This is a genomic window from Caminibacter sp. (assembly GCF_053999135.1).
In genome coordinates, this window is the sequence record NZ_JBMXVQ010000097.1 from 1 (window position 1) to 20,970 (window position 20,970).

Annotated in this window: 20 protein-coding genes; 1 reads left to right on the top strand and 19 read right to left on the bottom strand. The window is 32.6% G+C overall.

Features of this window, described 5'->3' with window-relative positions; all coding sequences use genetic code 11:
* The 12 genes from ACXJH6_RS07425 to ACXJH6_RS07480 all read right to left on the bottom strand — a co-directional run.
* Positions 1-271 (bottom strand): inorganic diphosphatase (locus tag ACXJH6_RS07425; RefSeq protein WP_456471122.1); only part of this gene is annotated, 271 nt, incomplete at its 3' end.
* 89 nt (positions 272-360) lie between these two features.
* On the bottom strand, positions 361-924 hold the full coding sequence (locus ACXJH6_RS07430) for a 2-oxoacid:acceptor oxidoreductase family protein (RefSeq protein WP_456471123.1): 564 nt from the start codon (positions 922-924) through the stop codon (positions 361-363).
* Complete coding sequence (locus ACXJH6_RS07435; protein ID WP_456471124.1) at positions 921-1,754, bottom strand: 2-oxoglutarate ferredoxin oxidoreductase subunit beta; 834 nt, start codon at positions 1,752-1,754, stop codon at positions 921-923. The genes ACXJH6_RS07430 and ACXJH6_RS07435 overlap by 4 nt, the downstream gene beginning before the upstream one ends.
* Before the next feature lie 24 nt (positions 1,755-1,778).
* Complete coding sequence (locus ACXJH6_RS07440; RefSeq protein ID WP_456471125.1) at positions 1,779-2,924, bottom strand: 2-oxoglutarate synthase subunit alpha; 1,146 nt, start codon at positions 2,922-2,924, stop codon at positions 1,779-1,781.
* The gene (locus ACXJH6_RS07445) at positions 2,924-3,223 is read right to left on the bottom strand and encodes a 4Fe-4S binding protein (protein WP_456471126.1); all 300 of its coding nucleotides are present in this window, start codon (positions 3,221-3,223) and stop codon (positions 2,924-2,926) included. The genes ACXJH6_RS07440 and ACXJH6_RS07445 overlap by 1 nt, the downstream gene beginning before the upstream one ends.
* Positions 3,224-3,399: 176 nt before the next feature.
* Entirely contained in the window at positions 3,400-4,278 is an 879-nt protein-coding gene (sucD, locus tag ACXJH6_RS07450; protein ID WP_456471127.1) for a succinate--CoA ligase subunit alpha, read from the bottom strand.
* A complete protein-coding gene (gene sucC, locus ACXJH6_RS07455) occupies positions 4,278-5,450 on the bottom strand; it encodes an ADP-forming succinate--CoA ligase subunit beta (protein ID WP_456471128.1) in 1,173 nt (390 codons plus the stop codon). Before sucC ends, sucD begins: the two co-directional genes overlap by 1 nt.
* A 19-nt stretch (positions 5,451-5,469) precedes the next feature.
* Entirely contained in the window at positions 5,470-6,024 is a 555-nt protein-coding gene (locus tag ACXJH6_RS07460) for a Fe-S-containing hydro-lyase (RefSeq protein ID WP_456471129.1), read from the bottom strand.
* A gap of 10 nt (positions 6,025-6,034) precedes the next feature.
* Positions 6,035-6,898 carry a fumarate hydratase gene (locus ACXJH6_RS07465; protein ID WP_456471130.1) on the bottom strand — a complete coding sequence of 288 codons (864 nt, stop codon included), beginning with the start codon at positions 6,896-6,898 and terminating at the stop codon, positions 6,035-6,037.
* Positions 6,895-7,845, bottom strand: coding sequence for a malate dehydrogenase (gene mdh / locus ACXJH6_RS07470; protein WP_456471131.1), 951 nt, complete (start codon positions 7,843-7,845; stop codon positions 6,895-6,897). Before mdh ends, ACXJH6_RS07465 begins: the two co-directional genes overlap by 4 nt.
* 36 nt (positions 7,846-7,881) lie before the next feature.
* Entirely contained in the window at positions 7,882-10,104 is a 2,223-nt protein-coding gene (locus ACXJH6_RS07475) for an NADP-dependent isocitrate dehydrogenase (RefSeq protein ID WP_456471132.1), read from the bottom strand.
* Between the two features lie 99 nt (positions 10,105-10,203).
* Positions 10,204-11,127, bottom strand: coding sequence for an endolytic transglycosylase MltG (locus tag ACXJH6_RS07480; protein ID WP_456471133.1), 924 nt, complete (start codon positions 11,125-11,127; stop codon positions 10,204-10,206).
* A gap of 193 nt (positions 11,128-11,320) precedes the next feature.
* On the opposite strand from ACXJH6_RS07480, the gene ACXJH6_RS07485 reads away from it, so the two are divergent.
* Positions 11,321-13,948: a YhdP family protein gene (locus ACXJH6_RS07485; protein ID WP_456471134.1), complete on the top strand. Its 2,628-nt coding sequence runs from the start codon at positions 11,321-11,323 to the stop codon at positions 13,946-13,948.
* A 20-nt stretch (positions 13,949-13,968) separates the two neighbouring features.
* Here the strand turns inward: ACXJH6_RS07485 and ACXJH6_RS07490 are convergent, their stop codons facing one another.
* From ACXJH6_RS07490 to ACXJH6_RS07520, 7 genes are all read right to left on the bottom strand, one after another.
* The gene (locus ACXJH6_RS07490) at positions 13,969-14,337 is read right to left on the bottom strand and encodes a heat shock protein transcriptional repressor HspR (protein ID WP_456471135.1); all 369 of its coding nucleotides are present in this window, start codon (positions 14,335-14,337) and stop codon (positions 13,969-13,971) included.
* Positions 14,338-14,375: 38 nt separating this feature from the next.
* Positions 14,376-15,230, bottom strand: a complete 855-nt coding sequence (locus tag ACXJH6_RS07495) for a DnaJ domain-containing protein (protein WP_456471136.1) — start codon at positions 15,228-15,230, stop codon at positions 14,376-14,378.
* A gap of 117 nt (positions 15,231-15,347) precedes the next feature.
* Entirely contained in the window at positions 15,348-16,712 is a 1,365-nt protein-coding gene (locus ACXJH6_RS07500; protein WP_456471137.1) for a phosphomannomutase/phosphoglucomutase, read from the bottom strand.
* Positions 16,709-17,275, bottom strand: coding sequence for an NUDIX domain-containing protein (locus ACXJH6_RS07505; protein ID WP_456471138.1), 567 nt, complete (start codon positions 17,273-17,275; stop codon positions 16,709-16,711). The genes ACXJH6_RS07500 and ACXJH6_RS07505 overlap by 4 nt, the downstream gene beginning before the upstream one ends.
* Entirely contained in the window at positions 17,268-18,149 is an 882-nt protein-coding gene (locus ACXJH6_RS07510; RefSeq protein ID WP_456471139.1) for a hypothetical protein, read from the bottom strand. Before ACXJH6_RS07510 ends, ACXJH6_RS07505 begins: the two co-directional genes overlap by 8 nt.
* On the bottom strand, positions 18,146-20,053 hold the full coding sequence (gene metG / locus ACXJH6_RS07515; RefSeq protein WP_456471140.1) for a methionine--tRNA ligase: 1,908 nt from the start codon (positions 20,051-20,053) through the stop codon (positions 18,146-18,148). Before metG ends, ACXJH6_RS07510 begins: the two co-directional genes overlap by 4 nt.
* Positions 20,050-20,895 carry a class 1 fructose-bisphosphatase gene (locus ACXJH6_RS07520; RefSeq protein WP_456471141.1) on the bottom strand — a complete coding sequence of 282 codons (846 nt, stop codon included), beginning with the start codon at positions 20,893-20,895 and terminating at the stop codon, positions 20,050-20,052. The genes metG and ACXJH6_RS07520 overlap by 4 nt, the downstream gene beginning before the upstream one ends.
* Positions 20,896-20,970: the final 75 nt, after the last annotated feature.

Here is a 20,970-nt window from a genome sequence, read left to right on the forward strand (position 1 = left end):
TACCAATAAGTCTAACAGCAATAACACATCCTGGCACTAATGCATAATCAGTTAATACTAAAATATCAGCTGGGTCTCCATCTTTTGCTAATGTATTTGGAACAAATCCATAATTTGCTGGATAATGATAACTTGAATACATAATTCTATCAAATACAACAGCACCACTTTCTTTATCTATTTCATATTTAATATTACTTCCTACTGGAATTTCTATTAAAGCATTTACTTTATCAGGATTATTACCTGGTTTAATTTTACTAATATCCATAATTTCTCCTTAGTTTTTTTGAAATTATACTATAAATTTAATTGAATTTAAAAATGAAAGAAAAAAAAAGAAGCAAAACCAAAAAGCTATTAAGCTTTTACTGGTCCTTTTGCAAGAGCTTCTTTTGCTGCTTCTACACCAAGTGCGAAAGCTTTTTTATTGATTTCTACTGCTTTTGGTGGAACTGTGTTAATCATAGCATTATATACTAAATCTTCATCAATATCCATCATTACAGTAGCGATAGCAAGTGCTACAACTGATTGAGTAATAACATTACCTACTTTTTCTTTAGCAATAGTAATTACTTCAATTGGATATAATTCCCATTTTTCTTTATCAGCATCAGTTGGATATACTAAATTTGGCTCATACACAATTTTACCACCTGCTTTTACACCATCTTTAAATTGCTGATAACTAACATTAGCAACTGAAAGCATAAAATCAATTTCACCATCATTTGCATAAGGAAAAAGAATTTCTTTATCATCTAAAACGATATCAACTTTTGTAGGTCCTCCTCTTACTTGAGAAGTATATGTAGCCGCTTGAACTCCATATTTTCCTGCATTGATATAAGCAGTCGCTAAAATTTCCCCAGCAAGAAGAACACCTTGTCCTCCTACTCCTGTAAATCTTAATTGTTTCATTTTTTACCTCCAGCTTTTTCAATAACTGTATCATATAAATCACAATATTCTGGCTCTTCTACTTGCCATAAAATACCTCTTGGGAATTTACCAGCTTTTCTTGCTTCGTGTTGCTCTTCAGCACTCATTTTATCCCATTTAGCTTTTGGCATTAAGTTCCCTTCAATCCAATCAAGGTTAGCTTTTGCTGTTCCTAATTTATTTTTTCTACCAAAATTAACATGACAATTTGAATGAATACCAAAGAAACTAAATCCTTTATGTTGAAATCCTTTTACAAATAATCTTTCAAGTTTTTGAGATTCTGCAACTGTTTCTCTACCAATAAATGTAGCCCCCGCACCTTTTGCAAGTTCTGCTGGATCAAATGTTGGGTCAATATTTCCATATTGTTGAGTAACTGCCCAAAATCCTTTTGGAGTTGTAGGAGATACTTGTGAATTTGTAAGTCCATAAATAAAATTGTTAATTAAAATAAAATTTAAATCAATATTTCTTCTACATCCATGAATTGTATGGTTACCACCGATTGCAAGACCGTCACCGTCACCTGCCACAACGATTACGTGTTTATCGGGATTTGCAAGTTTAATCCCCGTAGCGTATGCCACAGTTCTTCCGTGAGTCGTATGCACAGTGTTTGCATCAATGTAACTTGAAAATCTTCCCGAACACCCTATCCCGGATACAACACAAATATCGTTCTTATCCCAACCAAGTTTTGCAAATGCTCTAATCATCGCTTTCATAATAATACCATCACCACATCCCCAACACCAAAGTGTCGGCATTTTATCGGTTCTTAAATAATAATCGTAATTAAATGCCATTGTTACTCCTTATAATTTATATTTTTATCTTGATGCCATTTCTTTAAGTTTTGCTTTAATTTCGGCCGGACTGATTGGTCTTCCGTTTGCTTTAAAAAGTGTATCAAATGTTTCTGCTTTTCTTCCGCTTGCTCTTTGGATTTCTTTAAAATATTGACCTTTGTTCATTTCAGTTACTAATACTTTATCAAATTTTTTACATACTTCATCTATTTTTTCTTCCGGACTTGGCCAAAGTGTAATTGGTCTGAAAAGCCCTACTTTTATACCTTCTTTTCTTAACTCTTTAATAGCTTCTTTAACCGCTAAACTCACACTTCCATAAGCAATTACAGCCATATCGGCATCATCAAGCATAAACTCTTCATAACTTTCAATCTCATCTTTATGAGCTAAAATTTTGTTAAACAATCTATCTATTAATTCTTGACAGATTTTAGCGTCTTCCGTTGGAAATCCTGTTGGTCCGTGATGAAGTCCTGTGATATGATATCTGTATCCTTTAAAAAATGGATTAAGCACAGCTGGTTCATCTGGCCCGACAGCGTAAGGAAGATACTCTTTAGGGTCTCCTTCGTAAACTTTTCTATTAACTATATTTTTTTTAACTTCTTCCAAATCAGGTAACTCAGCTTTTCCTATCATATGTCCAAGTGTTTCGTCAAGTAACACAAATACAGGTGTCATAAATCTTTCTGCCAGATTAAATGCCCTAACAGTTTCAGTATAACACTCTTCAAGACTTCCCGCACATAAAGTAATAGACTGATAATCACCGTGAGTTGGCGCTTGAGCTTGTAAAATATCACCTTGCTGAGGTCTTGTTGGAAGACCGGTACTTGGACCTCCTCTCATTACATTTGTGATTACAAGAGGAACTTCTGCCATAAATGCAAGACCGATTTGCTCAGACTTCAAACTAATACCAGGACCTGATGTATTTGTCATTGATTTTACACCGCTCATGCTAGCACCGAGGGCTACTGAAATACCCGCAATTTCATCTTCCATTTGAATAAACACCCCACCCACTTTTGGAAGTAATCTACTCATTTCATGAGCAATTTCACTACTTGGAGTAATTGGATATCCACCAAAAAATCTACACCCTGCGTCAATTGCTGCAAGTGCCGCTAATTGGTTTCCTGTACTTACGATTTCTCTTGGCATTACGCTTCTCCTTTTAGCTTTTTAACTTCATTAAGTTTTTTAAATTTATATTCATCTCTTTCAGCTACAAAAATACAAAAATCAGGACATTCAAGTTCGCATTCTTTACATCCTATACAATATTCCGGATGTGTTACCTTTACCATCTGACCCAAAATATTATGAGGGTCTGGAATCATCTCAAGTACGCCTGTAGGACAAAATTCAACACAAAGTTCACAGCTTTTACATTTTGCTTCATCAACCCAAACAGGTGTATTTGCCGGAGCTTTTAATCTAAAATCTACATTTAAAGCCATTTATTCTCCTTTTTTTGATTTATTTTATAATAACAAAAATAAGACTAAACTAAGCCTATTTAAAACAGCTTAAAGCTTTTTTGAGTAAAAATGTAACATTTTCTATAAAAAATTTATTCCTCTGTCACTAATTTTAAAATCAAAAAAAACCCCAAAAAAGAGGGTTAAAAATTCGATTATTTTCTCTCTTTTAAAGCTTTTGCTACTGTAGCCCCAATATCCGCTGGACTTTCAACTACATACGCTCCAGCTTCTTTTAATGCAGCCATTTTCTCAGCCGCCGTACCTTTGCTTCCGCTGATAATAGCCCCGGCATGTCCCATTCTTTTACCCTTAGGAGCGGTTTGACCTGCAATAAAAGCAATTACGGGTTTTGTAATTTTTTCTTTTATAAGTTTTGCAGCTTGAATTTCAAGGTCTCCTCCGATTTCACCAATCATAACGATTGCTTCTGTTTCAGGGTCTGCTTCAAACATTGGTAATAGCTCTTTATAACTAAGACCAATAATCGGGTCTCCTCCAATACCAACCGCTGTTGTTATTCCAAGACCTTCTTTTACAACCTGATTACTTGCTTCATATGTTAGGGTTCCGGATTTACTAATAAGTCCAACATTTCCTTTTTTAAAAATATGTCCTGGCATAATTCCTATTTTACACTCTTCTGCTGTAATAATTCCAGGACAGTTTGGTCCTATTGTTTTCATTCCTTTTTTAGTCGCATAATGTTTTGCATACATCATATCTCTAACAGGCGCACCTTCTGTAATAATTACGGCAAGCTCTATCCCCGCATCAGCCGCTTCCATTACCGCATCGGCAACAAATGCAGGAGGAACGAAAATCATACTGACAGTGGCTCCTGTGGCTTTTAGGGCATCTTCAACTGTATTAAACACAGGTTTCCCAAGATGTGTCATCCCGCCTTTGTTTGGAGTTACACCTCCTACGATTTGAGTCCCGTAGGCCATACACTGTTCTGAATGGAAAGTCCCTTCTTTTCCTGTAAATCCTTGAACAATTACTTTTGTGTCTTTATTCACTAAAATACTCATTATAGCTCTCCTTTCGCAGCTTTTACGGCTTTTTGCGCTCCATCTTTTAAATCAGTCGCAGGAATAATGTTTTTAATGTTTGCATTTCTTAGAATTTCCGCAGCTTCCTCGGCATTTGTTCCATCAAGTCTTACAATTACAGGGACATTTACTTCCACTTTTTCAGTAGCCTGAAGAATTCCGTTTGCTATACGATCACATCTAACAATTCCACCGAAAATATTTACAAAAATACTCTTTACATTCGGATCGCTTAGAATAATTTCAAATCCTTTTGCAACAGTGTCAGGATTTGCTCCACCACCAACGTCTAAGAAGTTTGCAGGTTCTCCGCCTTCGTGTTTAATAATATCCATCGTAGCCATTGCAAGCCCAGCACCATTAACCATACATCCTACATTTCCGTCAAGTTTGATATAGCTTAATCCGTATTTTTTAGCTTCTATTTCAGTTGGTTCTTCTTCGTCTAAGTCTCTCATATCCGCAATATCCGGATGTCTGTAAAGTGCATTGTCATCAAATCCCATTTTTGCATCAAGGGCTAGGAATTTCCCTTCTCCCGTTTTAATTAACGGGTTGATTTCAATCATTTCGGCATCATTATCCATATATACTTTATATAAAGCATTTGCAAATTTTATAAATTCTTTTTGTTCGTCTTTTCCAAGACCAAGTCCGAATGCCAATTTTCTGGCATGAAAAGGTTGAAATCCGATTGTCGGGTCGATTGCCACTTTTACAATTTTTTCAGGAGTTTTAGCAGCAACTTCTTCAATTTCCATTCCACCCTCAGTACTTGCCATCATTACAGGCATTTCAAGCGCCCTATCAAGCACCATTCCAAGATAATACTCTTCTTTAATATCAGCACCCTCCTCAATATAAACTTTTTTTACTACTTTTCCCTCAGGTCCTGTTTGATGGGTTACAAGCGTCATTCCAAGCATTTCTTCTGCTATTTTTTCAACTTCATCAAGAGTTTTTGCAAGTTTAACTCCACCTGCTTTTCCTCTACCTCCCGCGTGAATTTGAGCTTTTACAACCCAAAGGTTACCTCCAAGCTCTTCGGCTACTCTTCTAGCCTCAGGTCCGGAAAACGCAACTCCTCCTCTTGGAGTTGGAACTCCATATTTTCTAAATATCTCTTTTGCCTGATATTCATGAATATTCATTTACTCTCCTTTTAGAATTTTATTTTTCTTCCCACTCTTTTCTTCCCATTTCATAAAGGTCGTTTCCGTATACATCATTAACTACAACCACAGGAAAATCTTCTACCTCAAGTCTTCTTATAGCCTCAGGTCCAAGCTCAGGATAAGCGATAACCTCAGCCTTTTTAATAGCTTTTGCAATAAGTGCGGCCGCTCCTCCAACTGCTCCAAAATAAACGGCTTTGTGTTTTTTACATGCTTCTTTTACAGCTTCGTTTCTTTTACCCTTACCAATCATACCTTTTAGCCCTTTTTCAATTAAAATAGGTGCATAAGGGTCCATTCTGTAACTTGTAGTAGGTCCGGCACTTCCTATTACCTCTCCCGGTTTTGGAGGAGTTGGACCTACATAATAAATCACAGCTCCTTTTAAATCAAAAGGGAGTTCTTTATTTTCATTAATTAAATCAACAAGTCTTTTGTGAGCGGCATCCCTTGCGGTATACACAGTCCCAGTTAGATATACAATATCTCCTGCTTTTAATTTTTCTACATCTTCATCTGTTAAAGGAGTTTTTAATCTGTATTCTGCCATTTTTATTCCTTTAAATAGTAATATGAGCGTGTCTGCTGCTGTGACATTGAATATTAACAGCCACTGGAAGCGATGCAATATGACACATCCTGCCCGGTTGGAACGTTTCTATATGGACTGCTAAAACGGTTTCAGTTCCACCCATTCCCATGGCACCTATTCCAAGTTTGTTAAGCTCTTCTTTAAGTTCTTTTTCAAGCTCATCAAGTTCAGGGTCCGGATTTTTAGTTCCTATATCTCTAAAAAGAGCATGTTTGCTCATAACAGCCGCGTAATCAAAACTTCCTCCAATTCCAACTCCGACAACAAGCGGTGGACAAGGGTTTGGACCGGCATCACTTACAACTTTTTTAACAAACTCTTTAATTCCTTCTTTTCCGGCCGCAGGTGCAAGAACTGTCGCACGGCTTACATTCTCACTTCCACCGCCTTTTGCAGCATATTCAATTTCTATTTTATCACCGGGAACAATATCAAAATAAATTACAGGAGGCAGGTTATATCCAACTTTATCTTTAAGATTTGCTCTTGTAAAACAATCACATGTACTAGCTCTTAAATATCCTTCTTTATAACCTTTTTCTGTTCCTTCATATATTGCATCTTTAAGACTTCCGCCCTCAACCTTAACATCTTCTCCGACTTTTACAAAATAAATTGCAAGCCCGGTATCCTGACATAAAGGTTTCCATTCTTCTTCTGCAATTTTTGCATTATCAAGAATCTGTTTTAAAACAGCTTTACTTACTTCGCTTTTTTCATTTTTATAAGCTTCTTCTAAAGCTTTTTTCATATCGGGCGAGAGATGTGTTGTTGAGTAAATTATCATATCTCTTATTGATTTTACGATATCGCCATATTTTACGACTCTCATTTATTCTCCTTAAAAAAGTCTCTCTCAAGCACGTCTATCATCTGCTTAACGGCTGCCGTTGAACGTCTGAACTGCTCTTTTTCACACGGGTCAAGCGTTACTTCAATAACTTTTTCTGCCCCGTCTCTTCCAAGCATTACGGGAACCCCGTTTACCACGTCATCCACTTCATATTCACCTTTTAGAAGTACGGCACACGGGAATATTTGTTTAGAGTCCCTCAGTATAGCTTCAACCATAATAGCCGTTGATTTCCCCGGAGCAAAATATGCACTTCCAGTTTTAAGATAACTTACAATTTCGGCTCCCGCATGACGCGTTCTCTCTACCACTTCATCAATTTCTTTTTGAGAAAGTAAATCACTAAGAGGCACTCCGGCTACGGTTGAATATCTTGGAAGTGGTACCATAAAATCTCCATGACCTCCAATTACGCTTGCTCTAATCTGACCGGCTCCGTATCCCAGTTTTTCATAAATAAAATATGCCATTCTTGCACTGTCTAAAATTCCAGCCATTCCAATTACTCTTTCTCTTGGAAAACCTGATACTTTTAAAGCCGTATAAGTCATTGCATCAAGAGGGTTTGAAACAACAACCAAAATTGAATCAGGTGCAACCTCTTTTACCTGATTTACGACATCTTTCATAATTTCAGCGTTTTTAAGCAGTAAATCTTCTCTTGTCATTCCGGGTTTTCTTGGAAAACCTGCGGTAATTACAACAACCTTACTATCTCTTACATCTTCATAACTCTCTGCTGCTCTTACAATGGAATGGCTTCTCACGGCACTTGCGGCATGGCTCATATCAAGTGCTTTTCCTTTAGCTCTGTCGGTATCTCTGTCAACCAAAACTATTTCATGAGCAAGCCCTTGCATTGCAAGAGAATAAGCGACAATACTTCCAACATTTCCCGCACCTACAATTGATACTTTATTCGACATCTTTATCCTTTAAAAGAAAATAACCCCAAAAAGGGTTTATCTTAATGCGTCTACAATTTTATTAAATGTAGCGCTCGGTCTCATACATTTTGCTACTTTTTCTTCATTCGGATGATAATATCCTTCTATATCACAAGGTTTCCCTTCTGCTGCTCTAATTTCTTCTAAGATTTTTTCTTCATTTTCTTTAAGTTCTTTAGCAACAGGTTTAAATTTAAGTTCAAGTTCGATATCTCCGCAGTTTGCAAGTTCTTCAGCCCAGTATCTTGCTAAGTAGTAATGACTCCCTCTGTTATCAAGCTGTCCTACTTTTCTTTTTGGAGTTTTATCGTTAGCAAGATACTTTCCAACCGCTTTATTAAGTGCATCTGCAATAATATCAACTTTATCATTTCCGCCTTGTTTTTTAGCTAGTTTAAGTGATTCAACTGTAGCTAAAAACTCTCCTAAACTATCCCATCTTAAATGACCTTCTTTTATGAATTGCTCTACGTGTTTTGGAGCAGAACCACCGGCACCTGTTTCATAAAGCCCTCCGCCTGCAAGCAATGGAACGATTGAGAGTGTTCTTGCACTTGTTCCAACTTCAATAATCGGGAAAAGGTCTGTTAAATAGTCTCTTAGTACGTTTCCTGTTACAGAAATTGTTCCAAGACCTTTTCTAAATCTTCTAAGCGTATATCTCATAGCCTTTTCAGGAGCCATAACATGATATTCTACATCACTTAGGTCATATTTTGCAAGTTCTCTTACTACATATTTAATAATATTCGCATCGTGAGCTCTATTGCTATCAAGCCAGAATACAATCGGCAATCCGCTCTCTTTTGCTCTGTTTACCGCAAGCTTAATCCAGTCTGTAATAGCTTCTTCTTTTGCAGTATATGCTCTCCAGATATCGCCTTTATCAGTTTCAAACTCCATTAATACTTCGTTATTTTCAGTATCAACTACTCTAATTATACCATCTTCTGGCGGGAAAAATGTTTTATCGTGACTTCCGTACTCTTCCGCTTTTTTAGCCATAAGACCCACGTTTTGAACTGTTCCCACTTTTGTAGGGTCAAACTGTCCGTTTTTAACGATATCCGCTACAATTTCTTTATACATTCTTGCATATGTTCTGTCAGGAACTGTAATTACCAAGTCTTCAACCTCACCTTGAGGACCCCAACCTTTTAGACCGTTTTTAATTGTAGCAGGAATTGACGCGTCAATAATTACATCGTTTGGTCTGTGAAGGTTTGTAACACCTTTGTCGCTATCTACCATATAAAGTCTTGGTCTTTTTGCATAAATTTCTTCAATTGTCTTTTTAACTTCAGCCTGTTTATCTTCTGGTAATTTTGAAAGTTTAGCTTCAAGGTCACTAAATCCGTTATTCGGATTAAATCCAATCTCTTCAAGTTCTTTTCCAAATTTATCAAAAAGTTTTTTGTAATATACCCTAATTGCATCCCCAAACATTACAGGGTCGCTTACTTTCATCATTGTAGCTTTTAGGTGTAAGCTAAATAAAATATCTTTTTCTTTTGCATCTTCAATTGTTTTTTCATAAAAATCTCTTAGAGTTTTTCTGTTAAGAAAAGTTCCTGAAAATACTTCACCTTCATCAAGTTCTACTTCTTTAAATACTTTTTTAATTCCGTTTTTACCTTCAAACTCAATTGCAACAGTCATTTTTTTAGGTGCAATAAAGCTTTGTTCGTTTTGATAAAAATCGTTTTTTTCCATATGAGCAACATAAGATTTACTTTCACTACTTACGTCTTTCATGCTGTGCGGATGCATTTTTGCATACTCTTTTACAGGCTCGGCAAGTCTTCTGTCTGAGTTTCCTTGTCTAAGAACTGGGTTTACGTTTGAACCTACACATTTCATATATTTTAGTCTGATTTTCTCTTCTTCGGCGTTTTGAGGCTCTTCAGGGAAATCAGGTAGCGGATAACCTTGAGATTGAAGTTCTTTAACTGCAGCTTTTAGCTGTGGAACTGAAGCTGAAATGTTTGGAAGTTTAATAATATTTGCTTCAGGTTTATTTACAAGTTCGCCAAGATAAGCAAGTTCATCCGGCTGTCTTAGGTTTTCTGGTAACATATCTGAAAATTCAGCAATTATTCTTCCTGCAAGAGAAATGTCTCTTAGCTCCCAGTTAATATCTGCATCTTTTGTAAATGCTTCCATAATAGGAAGTAAGCTAAATGTTGCAAGATAAGGCGCTTCATCAATTTTTGTCCATACGATTGTCGGCTGTGCCATACACTCTCCTTTTTTTGGTTTTTTAAATTTTACCTTTTTTTATACAAAAAGTAACAATTTTTTAATTTAATCTAATAAAAGTGTTACTAAACGTAAACCCTATTTTCTAGAACATCTTCTAATATTTTTAATATGCCCTTTATAAGTAACTGCAAACCTATGGGTTTTACCACATTTTACAAAATAGAGATATTTCACTTTAGCCGGAAAAAAAGCGGCTTTAATGGCTTCTTTACTTACAATACATACAGGCTCCGGAGGTAAACCGAAATATTTATAAGTATTAAATCTACTGTTATCATGTCTTAATCTTGAAGGGGTTATCTTTGTATGAGAATATTTACCGTAATTTAAAGCCCCATCCAGTTGAAGTTTCATATGTTTTTGCAGTCTATTGTTTATAACAGCCGAGATATAAGGCATTTCTTTGACATTTGCCGCTTCTTTTTGAATTAAGGAAGCTATAATAAGTTTAGTTTTATATTGAGGATAATTCCATACTCCTAAAAACTTTTTACTTATCTGTCTGTGCCATTTTAAAGAAATATCATAAAGATATTGACATACCCTTTTCCTTTCCATTCCTATAGGTAAAAAATACGTATCCGGTTTTATAAAACCTTCCTCTATATTACAATAAAAATTTTTAATTTTAAGTTTTTTACCTATCTGTTTATAAATAAAATAATTCGTTTCTCCGGGAATTGCAATAATTTTCACTATTGCGGCTTTAGAATGGGTCAATTTTCTTAAAAAATCAAGCTTTGTCATTGTAGTGCTTTTTAAATCTATCCACCCGGCCTGAGGATAACCAAACAGCCTTATGAAAAAAAAATCTGCCATATTTATATCCAAACCGTTTTTTTGCAAGGTTTTTATTGTATAATTTGTATTACCGGAAGGAACATAAACAACTCTTGAAGTTTTTACCTCTCTGGTAAGATAAAAAAGGATAAAGATTATGAAAATTAAAAGAACTTCTATTACGGCTATAATTTTTGTAATTTTATATTTCTCTTTCATAGTTTTTATATCCTTGTTTCATGGTCTAAACTTTTATAATCTAAAATTAAATAATCTAAAGATACAACATTTTTTTATAAAAATTCATAAAAAAATAATTATAAAAGCCAACGGCATTCGAATAATACCACAACAATCAATAAAAAAAGACATTACAACCTTTCATAAAAGACTACATTCCGTTAAATGGCTCATGAATTTCATTGAAAAAATAGATGCCAAAGACTTTCAATATAAAGATATAAAAATACCGGAAATTTATTTTACTCAAAAAACATTATTTATAAATTCAAATCTTTTTTATTTAAAAGGAAAAATAAAGCCTTACAGAAAATATCTGATTTTAAACAATTTTAATATTAAATATGAAAATATAAACATAAAAGACTTAAATGGAAAAATAAATTTTGAAGATATAATATCTTTTAATTTAACAGCATATATAAATGGAAAAAATAAAATAAATTTAAAAGGGGAACTTAACGATAAAGATATACTAACAACTATTGTTTCTTCAAAAAAATTATCTACTAATTATAAAGATTTTAAGATAGATATTTCGAAATTTATTCTTTCCTTATATGCAGATTTAAAATACAAAAATATATCCGCAAGCGCAAAAGGGGATGAATTATTTATAAAAAACAAAAAAGATTTTATAAAATTAAATTCCGTTAAAATAGATTTAACCAATAAAAAAGCAATTTTCAACATATTAAAAGCAAAAGGAGAATATAAAAAAATAAAAGCTTACACAGATTTTCTTAAAGGCACATATTTTCTAAAAGAAAAATTATTAATAATTTCAAAAAACAATAAAATAAATCTACATTATCAGGACATTAACGCCACCTTATTTGAAAACGAAATCGTTTTTAAAAACAAACACAATCTAAATTTTTCTTCAAAAAAAATAACCCTTATCAAAAAAGACATTTATGCTAAAGCCGATAATGCATTTCTGATGGTGTTTGACGATTTTATAACCTATAAAATCAATAACAACATAATAAAAAACGCTTTTTTAAAAATAATAATACCTACCATTTATGGAAAATATAATTTAATTTCCATACCTACAATAAAAATAAAATATAAAAACTTAAATCCTTCAGTACAAAACATCTTAATAAACACCAAAACAAAAAAAGCGGTAATAGAAACTATAAGAATTAAATCTTTTACATTTACCCCGACTTTTATAGATTTAAACGGCTCCGTTTTAAATGTCCGCTCTTCAAGCAATTCCGTCAAAATAAATAATGATTTAAAACAGATTTTAAAAGAATTCAACATATCCCTGCCCTTACAACAACTGAGAGGTAAAAATCATATATATTTAAATGCTTCTATTGATATAGATAAAAAAATTTTTCATATTAAACACCAAATAAATTCCAAAAACTCATTATTTAAATACGAAAACTCAATTTTCGGATACAACAAGCTACAAGAAAAAGGGAAAGATTTAAATTTTTCCGTAAAATTAAAAGATTTAAATTCATCTTTTGACATAGGAAAAATCATTTTGGATTCAAATCTAACTATAAACCCTCAATTTTTAAACTCTTTTGCAAAAATAAAAACATTTAAAATTTTAAATTTAGTTAATATAAAAAATTTTAACGAAAAAATAGTAATTGATTTCAAAAACCATTTTCTATATCTTTTAAACTCCACAGTTATGGCAGATTTAAAAAACTTAGATATCTATGTTTATTCAATTAAAAAGTTTATAAAATATACTCCTTTTTCTTTTTTGAAAGACGGAGATGTATATATTCACATATTAAAAAATCAAACTTTATTAATAACAAAAGCAATTCTAAAAAAACCTTTATTATTAAACAAAAAAAATCCTAACTGCATAGACGCTAAAGTGGAAATTGATAAAGATACAATAAAAATAAGCAACAATAATATAAAAGTAACAATAACAAATTTAAATCATTTAAAAGCTGACATTAAAAATGTGGATATAAACATAGAAACCCTTTTAGAAATAATAGATACCGTGGATAACTTAATCCCTAAATCCAAATATCAAACTTCAGATACAAACTTTTATGCAATAGTAAATTCAACAAATACCAATTTAATTTATAAAAATCATAAATTTTTATCTCAAAAAGCAACATTAGAATATAATGATACATTGAAATTCACCTCCAAATATAAAAAAAGTTCCTTAGAGGCTCTTACCAAAGACAATATTTTGACAATAACAGGATATCACTATCAAAAAGAAGAATTAAGCGCTCTTTTAGAGTTTTTTAATTCATTTAAAGAAATAGACTTAGATTTTAAAATCATTAAACCTCAGCCGGATCTTTATATAGGATATATTAAAATAAATCATGCAATTAACGAAAATTTAAAAGCTCTTAATAATCTAATAGCATTTTTAAACACAGTACCTTCTTTATTATCCTTAAAATCTCCAGGTTTTTCCTCAAAAGGATACAAGATAAAATATGGATATATAAAATACGTACTTTATAACAACATATTATATTTTGACAGTATAAAAATAATAGGAAAAAACATTGACTTTAAAGGAAAGGGAACAATTAATCTAGAAACTAACGAAATTATGTTAAAACTACAGGCAACATTAAAAATGAAATATAAGAAAATACCTATTGTAGGTAAAGGAATAAGCCACATACTTTTTGGAAAAGACGGGAATATAAACGTAAAGCTAATTGTAAAAGGAGATTTAAACAATCCAAAAGTCTCTTCAGATATAGGAAAAGATATTATTTTAAGCCCTTTTAATATTTTTAAAAGGACATTAACTCTTCCTTTTAATTTATTTTAATACCTAAAGAGGATTTAAAATTACTCCTCTTTAGTTTCAGGAACTAAAATTAATTGATAATTTTCTTTTTTTATTACCACGCTTCTATTTCGTGGAATTTGTCCCTGCTGTCTTTTAAGAGCATCTATTTCTTTTTGAAGTCTCTCTATCTCCTCTTTAAGCTGAAGAATAATTTCAACTCCTGCCAAATTAACACCTAAATCTCTAACTAAAGATAATATAAGTTTGAGTCTGTCTATATCTCTTTGAGAATAAAGCCTCATCTTACCTTCTGTTCGGCTTGGTTTAATTAAACCTTCTCTTTCATATTGTCTTAATGTCTGTGGATGGATATTTAATATTTTACTCACCACACTTATTAAATATACAGGTTCATCATAACTATACATATCATCCTCCTTTCTCCTGCCTACGCAGGAAATTAAAATTATGACGGAAGTTTCTCTTCCATCATTTTAGCGAGTTCAGGATCAAGCTCTTCTACTTTTGGGAGTATAGGTCTCAATTCGAGATATAAATCTCCTCCTTTAACTCCGTATCCTCTAACTCTAAGCTTTTGACAGCATTTTGAATTTTTAGGAACTTTTACATTTATATGCCCCTTAAAAGTGTCAACTCCAATTTTACCGCCAAACATCATAGTTTTTAAAGGAACGTCTATTTTTTTATATAAATCATCTCCTTTTCTTTCCCACTCGTTGCTTGGCATTACATCTATTTCCAGAATCAAATCACCTCTATGTCCTTGAAATGTTTTACCTTTACCTCTAATTCTAAGTTTCTGACCGGATTTAATTCCTTCAGGAATTTTTATTTTTATAGTCTCTCCGTTATAATTTATAGGATAAACTCCTCCGGTTACTGCAATATCAAACGGAATCTGAATTCTTGCGTGAACGTCTAAATCAGGAGCAAAACCTCCTCCAAATCCAAATTCGTCAAAACCACCAAAACCGCCAAAACCGCTACGAGAACGGCCAAAACCTCCCCCAAAAATAGACGAAAGTATTTCTTCAAGGTCTATATCTTTATGTTGTCTATAAAAATCTTGGAAGTTTTGACCGTTAAACATCGTATCACCCATTTGGTCATACTGTTTTCTTTTTTCAGGATCTCCTAAAATCTCATAAGCAGTATTGATTTCTTTAAATTTTTCTTCACATTCAGGTTTTTTACATATATCCGGATGATATTTTCTTGCAAGCTTTCTATAAGCTTTTTTTATTTCATCTTGCGTAGCATTTTCACTAACGCCTAACACCTCATATAAACTTTTTGACATTTCCCCTCCTTAACATAAACTACACCTCACTTTTAATAAGCGTATTATACAATAAAATTGAGTAAAAATCAATCAATTTAATTAATTTAAAAAATATAAGAAAATAGAAAAAGAAAATTAAAGAATTTTTTGAAGAGATTCTGTAAGAATAGTTTTAATATTTTCTAAATCTTTCTCATCAGTGGCTTCAAAACGGGTAACTAATACCGGGGTTGTATTACTTGCCCTAACAAGCCCCCAACCGTTTTCAAAAATCACCCTAACTCCATCTACATCTACTATCTTTTTAATACCTAAATTTTCTTTATTTTTATTTAAATATTTTTTTAAATTTTCTATAATTTTAAACTTTTTATCTTCTGTTGTTTTTATTTTTATTTCATCTGTATTATATACTTTAGGCAGTTTTTCAAATTCTTCTTTAAAATTAAATCCGTTTTTTATAAGTTCCATTATTCTAAAGGTAACATAAATAGCGTCATCTATTCCAAAATATCTGTCATTAAAGAAAATATGCCCGCTAACTTCTGCAGCCAAATCACAGTTTTCTTTTTTTAACAGGGTTTTAAGATTGCTATGCCCTGTTTTATACATAATAGCCCGTCCGAATTTATTTATTTCATCATACATAACCTGTGTTGCTTTTACTTCACTAATTACACATGGATTTTTCATATTTTTAGCAAAAAAGAAAGCTAATATATCACCTTTATAGTTATAATATTTATCCAAAAAAGCAATTCTATCGGCATCCCCGTCAAAAGCAAAAGCATAATCTCTTCCCTGTTTTAAAGCATCTTTTACCCATGCAAGATTCTCTTCTTCGGTTGGGTCTGGGTGGTGATTTGGAAAAGTCCCATCAGGTTCTTCAAAAAATATTTCGTAATTCTTTATCCCTATTTTTTCTAAAATATCTCTTAAAACTACTCCAGCTACCCCGTTTCCACAGTCAAATACGGCATTTAAATCAAGTCCTTTTAAATGAGAAAACTGGTTACTTATATAGTCTATATAATCTTCTTTTAAATTATATTTAATAACTTCCGTATTATCTTCTATTGAAACGTTACTGTTTATTACTTCATCTCCTAAGGCATAAATATCTTTTCCGTAAAACGGAAGCTTGTTTATCGTAATTTTAAATCCGTTATATTCAGGAGGATTATGAGAGCCGGTAATTTGAATACTGCCCCCAATTTCAACCTTTCCAATACCATCAATACATAACGGTCTGAAATTGGCAAAATAATTAGCTCCGGTAGGTAACATCCCGCCGCTTATTACTTTTTTGCCGACTTTATTAAGTCCGCTTACAAGCCAATTATGAAGAATTGGAGAATGTTTTCTTGCGTCATAACTTACAAAAACGTAATTTCCGTCAATCTTTTTACCAAGATAAAATCCTATTTTTTTAACTATCTCTTCTTTTAAATCTTTATCAAATATTCCCCTGATATCATATTCCCTAAAAATGTGTTTCATTTTTCCCCTTTTTTATAATGTAACCACCACATTAAAGCAAATTTAGCTCCCGGTGTTATAACTTTATTCTCATCAAAAATAAATTTTTCCACATTATTTTTTTTAATTTCAACTATTTCTATATCTTCATCATCAATTCCGCCGCCTTCATTTACTTTATCATTTTGCGTAACCTCAACATAATATACAGTCTGATTCGCCGCATTTGTCCCGACACTCGCCCAGGTTGATGTTATTTTTTCGATTCTTTCACTCTCAACATCATACCCGCACTCCTCTAAAACCTCTTCTCTTGCTATTTCTAGAGAACACTTATCCTTATCACAAAGCCCGGCACACAGCTCATAAGTATAACCGTCTCTGTTTTTAAGAAAAACAGGCAATCTAAACTGTTTTACTAAAACAACAGATTCTAAATCCTTATCATAAATTAATATAGCGACACTGTCCATAGAAGTACAAACTTCCCAACGCCTTTTTTTGCCTTTATAATTAAAAAAAACTTCTTTTAAAGTTAAAAATTTACCACGACATAATTCATTAATTTTCTCAATTTTAATCATTAAAGAACCTTTTTTCTTCTCTTATTTTAGGCGTAAATTCACAATCAACCATAACTGCAAAATTAAAAGGTTTATTTAAAAGCGTTTTGTTAGAATTATTAATAAAAACTGTTTTTGCATATTTTGTATTCTCTATAATATAATTAAGCTCGTCAAAGAAAAACTTATCGTTTTTTATCCCGGTTATCACAACCTTTTCACTTTTTCCAAACTCCACTTCCTCAAACAGAGCATTTATAAAAACAGGTTTAAATCTCTCTATTTCAAAGTCCAATGTATATTTTAAATCATAAGTATCAAAAAAATTTAAAGCTTTTGCAAAAAAATTTTTATACACAAAAGGTATTTTAATCTCTTCTTGATTAAACTCACACCTAAAAAGCCCTTTTTGAATAAGCTTGATATTTTTGGATTTTAAATCTACAATATTGGCAAAAATTTCTTTAAATTTTTTATTATCAGTTAAAATATATTTTTCCCTCAGATTGATAGCTTTAAAAAAATCTTCATCGTTCTTTAAAACAATTACTTTTTTTTCCAAATTCATTTTTTTTATAATTGATAAAGTAATTTCATCCGTAAAATAGATTTGATTTGTAATATTTTCATATTTAAATATATTAAAAAGAGCTTTTTTTACGTTTTCTACTTTTATCCAGGCTATTTCCTTATCCAAGATAGAAATATCTTTATCCGCTATAATAGCATAAGCTCCATTTTTTATAGCCTGAGGAATATCAGAAATTTTTTTAACAAAAAAACAGCTTCCCCTGTTAACATCCTCAACATCATCAGTAAAATGAACAACTTCACTGATATAAGGAGAGTTTAGTAACTCTCCTCCGATTAAGTTAACTAAGGTTTCTATTTTCATTTAATAGGAGTTCCTGTCTTTTTAGGCTTTTCAGGTCTAATTAAAGCTAGTCCTTCATCATCTTTTGCGGCAAGAAGCATTCCTTCACTCACCATCCCCATAAGTTTTGCAGGTTTTAGATTACTTACCACACACACCTGCGTTCCTTCAAGTTCTTCTGGTTTATAATATTCTTTAATTCCAGCTACTATCTGGCGAGGTTTTTCTTCACCTAAATCTACCTCTAGTCTTAAAAGTTTTTTAGATTTTTTAACTTCTTCAGCTTTTATAACAGTTCCGACTTTTAACTCCACTTTAAAAAATTCATCTATTGTAATGATATTTGCCGCCTCTTCTTTTTTAACTTCGGCTTTTTTCATTAAAGGTTTTTCAATTTTAGGGAAAAGCGGAGGTATTTTTTGAATAACGAAATCATCAAGAAGTTTTCCTTCCATAATTTCTTTAAAACTCTCAGGCGTTATTTCAAACCCAAGGGCGTTAGCTATTTTTTGGGTAGTTTTTGGCATTACGGCATGAAGATTAACAGCCACTATTGCAAGAAGGTTTGCTATAAGACCGATAAGCGCCGCTGCTTTTTCTTCTTCTTTATTTTTCATAAGTTCCCAAGGTTTATAAGTATCAATCGCTTTATTTCCGATTGAAAGTACCTTCCAAAGCTCTTCTAAGAATTTATGAATTTGCATTTTCCAAAGATACGTCTCTTCTAAATTTTTAACAATTCCTCTGGCTTCATTCAACTCGGCACTAAAATATTTCTCTACGTTTTTACTTGTAACTTTTCCGTCAAAATATTTATAAGCCATACCTATAATTCTGTTTAATAAGTTTCCAAAGTCATTTCCAAGGTCGTTATTGATTCTGTCAATTAACGCTTTTTCACTGAAATCCCCGTCAGCTCCAAAAGGCACTTCCCTTAAAAGAAAATATCTAAAGTTTTCAATCCCGTAAGCATCCGCTACTTCTTTTGGATTAATTACATTTCCTTTAGATTTACTCATCTTCTCACCGTCTCTTGTCCACCATCCGTGAGCTGCGATTTTTTTAGGAAGCTCATACTCTATACTCATCAAAAATGCAGGCCAGTAAACCGCATGGAATTTTAAAATATCTTTTCCTACAATATGAAGTTTCGCAGGCCAGTATTTCTCCACCATACTTTCATCTTCGCTTCCGTATCCAAGAGCCGTAAGATAATTAAACAACGCATCAAGCCATACATAAACCACGTGTTTTGGGTCGTTTATTTCAGGCGGAAGTTTTATACCCCATTCAAAAGAAGTTCTTGTAATTGATAAATCTTTTAACCCTTCTTCTACGAATCTTATAACTTCGTTGGCTTTTGCTTCAGGAAGGATTGGTTTTTTGTTTTTTAACCAGTCAAGTAATTGGTCTTGATATTTTGAAAGTTTAAAAAAGTAGCTCTCTTCTTTAATAATTCTCGTAGGTTTCCCACAATCAGGACAAAGTTCGTCATTTACCAGCTGACTTGGAGCAACAAAACTCTCACAGCTTACACAATAATGCCCTTCATAATAATCTTTATAAATATCCCCTTTTTTATACATTTCGAGAAACGCTTTTTGAACACCTTTTATATGTTCAGGGTCTGTAGTTCTTATAAATTTATCATAACTAATTTCAAACTCATCCCAAAGCTCTTTAAACTTGGCGCTAATCTCATCAGCATACTCTTTTGGAGATTTTCCTCTTTTTTTTGCCGCTTCTTCTATTTTTTGACCATGCTCATCCGTTCCTGTTAAGAAAAACGTGTCAATTCCTTTTAGTCTGCTATATCTGGCAATCGTATCGGCAATTATTGTCGTATAAGCATGCCCGATATGAGGCACATCATTTACATAATAAATCGGTGTAGTCAGATAATATGTTTTACACTTATCACTCATTTATTCTCCTTATAAGTTCTTAATACTTTAATAATTTCTTCTTTGCTTCCGAAAAAGCAAGGCGTAGTGTCATGGTAATTTTCATAATCAAGAGTCAATAAATCAACAAACCCATCAACCGCTTCTCCCCCGGCTTTTTTATAAACATACGCAAAAGGAAATACTTCAAATAATTTCCTTAGCTTTCCTTTTGGTTTGTCAGTAGTGCCTGGATATGCAAAAAGTCCGCCCTCTTTTAATAAAATTTGATGCAAATCAGGTACCATTCCACCGCTGTATCTTAATCTATAGCCTTCAGCAAAAAACGAATCTATCATCTCTTTATGAAAAGGATACCAGTTTTTTTGAGTACCGCCCGGTCCTAAAATTTTCCCTTTTTCTTTTAATTTAAGCTCTTTTACAAATTCAAACTCTTTTGTTTTTTCATTTAGTCTGAAAAGTTCAACTACGTCCCTTGCTACAACCATCTCAACTCTTGGTCCATATACCACATAAACGGCGGCTTTTATATTTTCGCCTTTATAATCATTTTCATATATTCCAAAAATACTCCCTACACTTAAATCAACATCAATAAGACTGCTCCCGTCAAGAGGATCGTAAGCTACAAGATATTTTCCGTTTTCTTTTGTTATAGGGTCTTCTTTTTCTTCGCTGATAATCTCTTTTACGCTATTTACTTTTAATAAATTTTTTTCAACTATCTCATCGCTTATTACGTCAAGTTTCACCTGAACGTCACCGCTTGCGTTTGAAGTATCCACTTTTCCCGTATCTTTTGTTTTTATAGATTCATAAATCTCTTTAGCGGTATTTTCAATCGCTTTTATAATTTCAGTCATCTTTTCTCCTTTATATATCCTGTGCGTTTTTCAAAACCCAGTCTATTATTTCATCAATATTGTTCAAATCAAGTA

Coding starts and splice junctions, on each gene's coding strand:
- ACXJH6_RS07430 (WP_456471123.1), bottom strand. CDS start 924: ATGAAACAATTAAGATTTACAGGAGTAGGAGGACAAGGTGTTCTTCTT.
- ACXJH6_RS07435 (WP_456471124.1), bottom strand. CDS start 1,754: ATGGCATTTAATTACGATTATTATTTAAGAACCGATAAAATGCCGACA.
- ACXJH6_RS07440 (WP_456471125.1), bottom strand. CDS start 2,924: ATGCCAAGAGAAATCGTAAGTACAGGAAACCAATTAGCGGCACTTGCA.
- ACXJH6_RS07445 (WP_456471126.1), bottom strand. CDS start 3,223: ATGGCTTTAAATGTAGATTTTAGATTAAAAGCTCCGGCAAATACACCT.
- sucD (WP_456471127.1), bottom strand. CDS start 4,278: ATGAGTATTTTAGTGAATAAAGACACAAAAGTAATTGTTCAAGGATTT.
- sucC (WP_456471128.1), bottom strand. CDS start 5,450: ATGAATATTCATGAATATCAGGCAAAAGAGATATTTAGAAAATATGGA.
- ACXJH6_RS07460 (WP_456471129.1), bottom strand. CDS start 6,024: ATGGCAGAATACAGATTAAAAACTCCTTTAACAGATGAAGATGTAGAA.
- ACXJH6_RS07465 (WP_456471130.1), bottom strand. CDS start 6,898: ATGAGAGTCGTAAAATATGGCGATATCGTAAAATCAATAAGAGATATG.
- mdh (WP_456471131.1), bottom strand. CDS start 7,845: ATGTCGAATAAAGTATCAATTGTAGGTGCGGGAAATGTTGGAAGTATT.
- ACXJH6_RS07475 (WP_456471132.1), bottom strand. CDS start 10,104: ATGGCACAGCCGACAATCGTATGGACAAAAATTGATGAAGCGCCTTAT.
- ACXJH6_RS07480 (WP_456471133.1), bottom strand. CDS start 11,127: ATGAAAGAGAAATATAAAATTACAAAAATTATAGCCGTAATAGAAGTT.
- ACXJH6_RS07485 (WP_456471134.1), top strand. CDS start 11,321: ATGAATTTCATTGAAAAAATAGATGCCAAAGACTTTCAATATAAAGAT.
- ACXJH6_RS07490 (WP_456471135.1), bottom strand. CDS start 14,337: ATGTATAGTTATGATGAACCTGTATATTTAATAAGTGTGGTGAGTAAA.
- ACXJH6_RS07495 (WP_456471136.1), bottom strand. CDS start 15,230: ATGTCAAAAAGTTTATATGAGGTGTTAGGCGTTAGTGAAAATGCTACG.
- ACXJH6_RS07500 (WP_456471137.1), bottom strand. CDS start 16,712: ATGAAACACATTTTTAGGGAATATGATATCAGGGGAATATTTGATAAA.
- ACXJH6_RS07505 (WP_456471138.1), bottom strand. CDS start 17,275: ATGATTAAAATTGAGAAAATTAATGAATTATGTCGTGGTAAATTTTTA.
- ACXJH6_RS07510 (WP_456471139.1), bottom strand. CDS start 18,149: ATGAAAATAGAAACCTTAGTTAACTTAATCGGAGGAGAGTTACTAAAC.
- metG (WP_456471140.1), bottom strand. CDS start 20,053: ATGAGTGATAAGTGTAAAACATATTATCTGACTACACCGATTTATTAT.
- ACXJH6_RS07520 (WP_456471141.1), bottom strand. CDS start 20,895: ATGACTGAAATTATAAAAGCGATTGAAAATACCGCTAAAGAGATTTAT.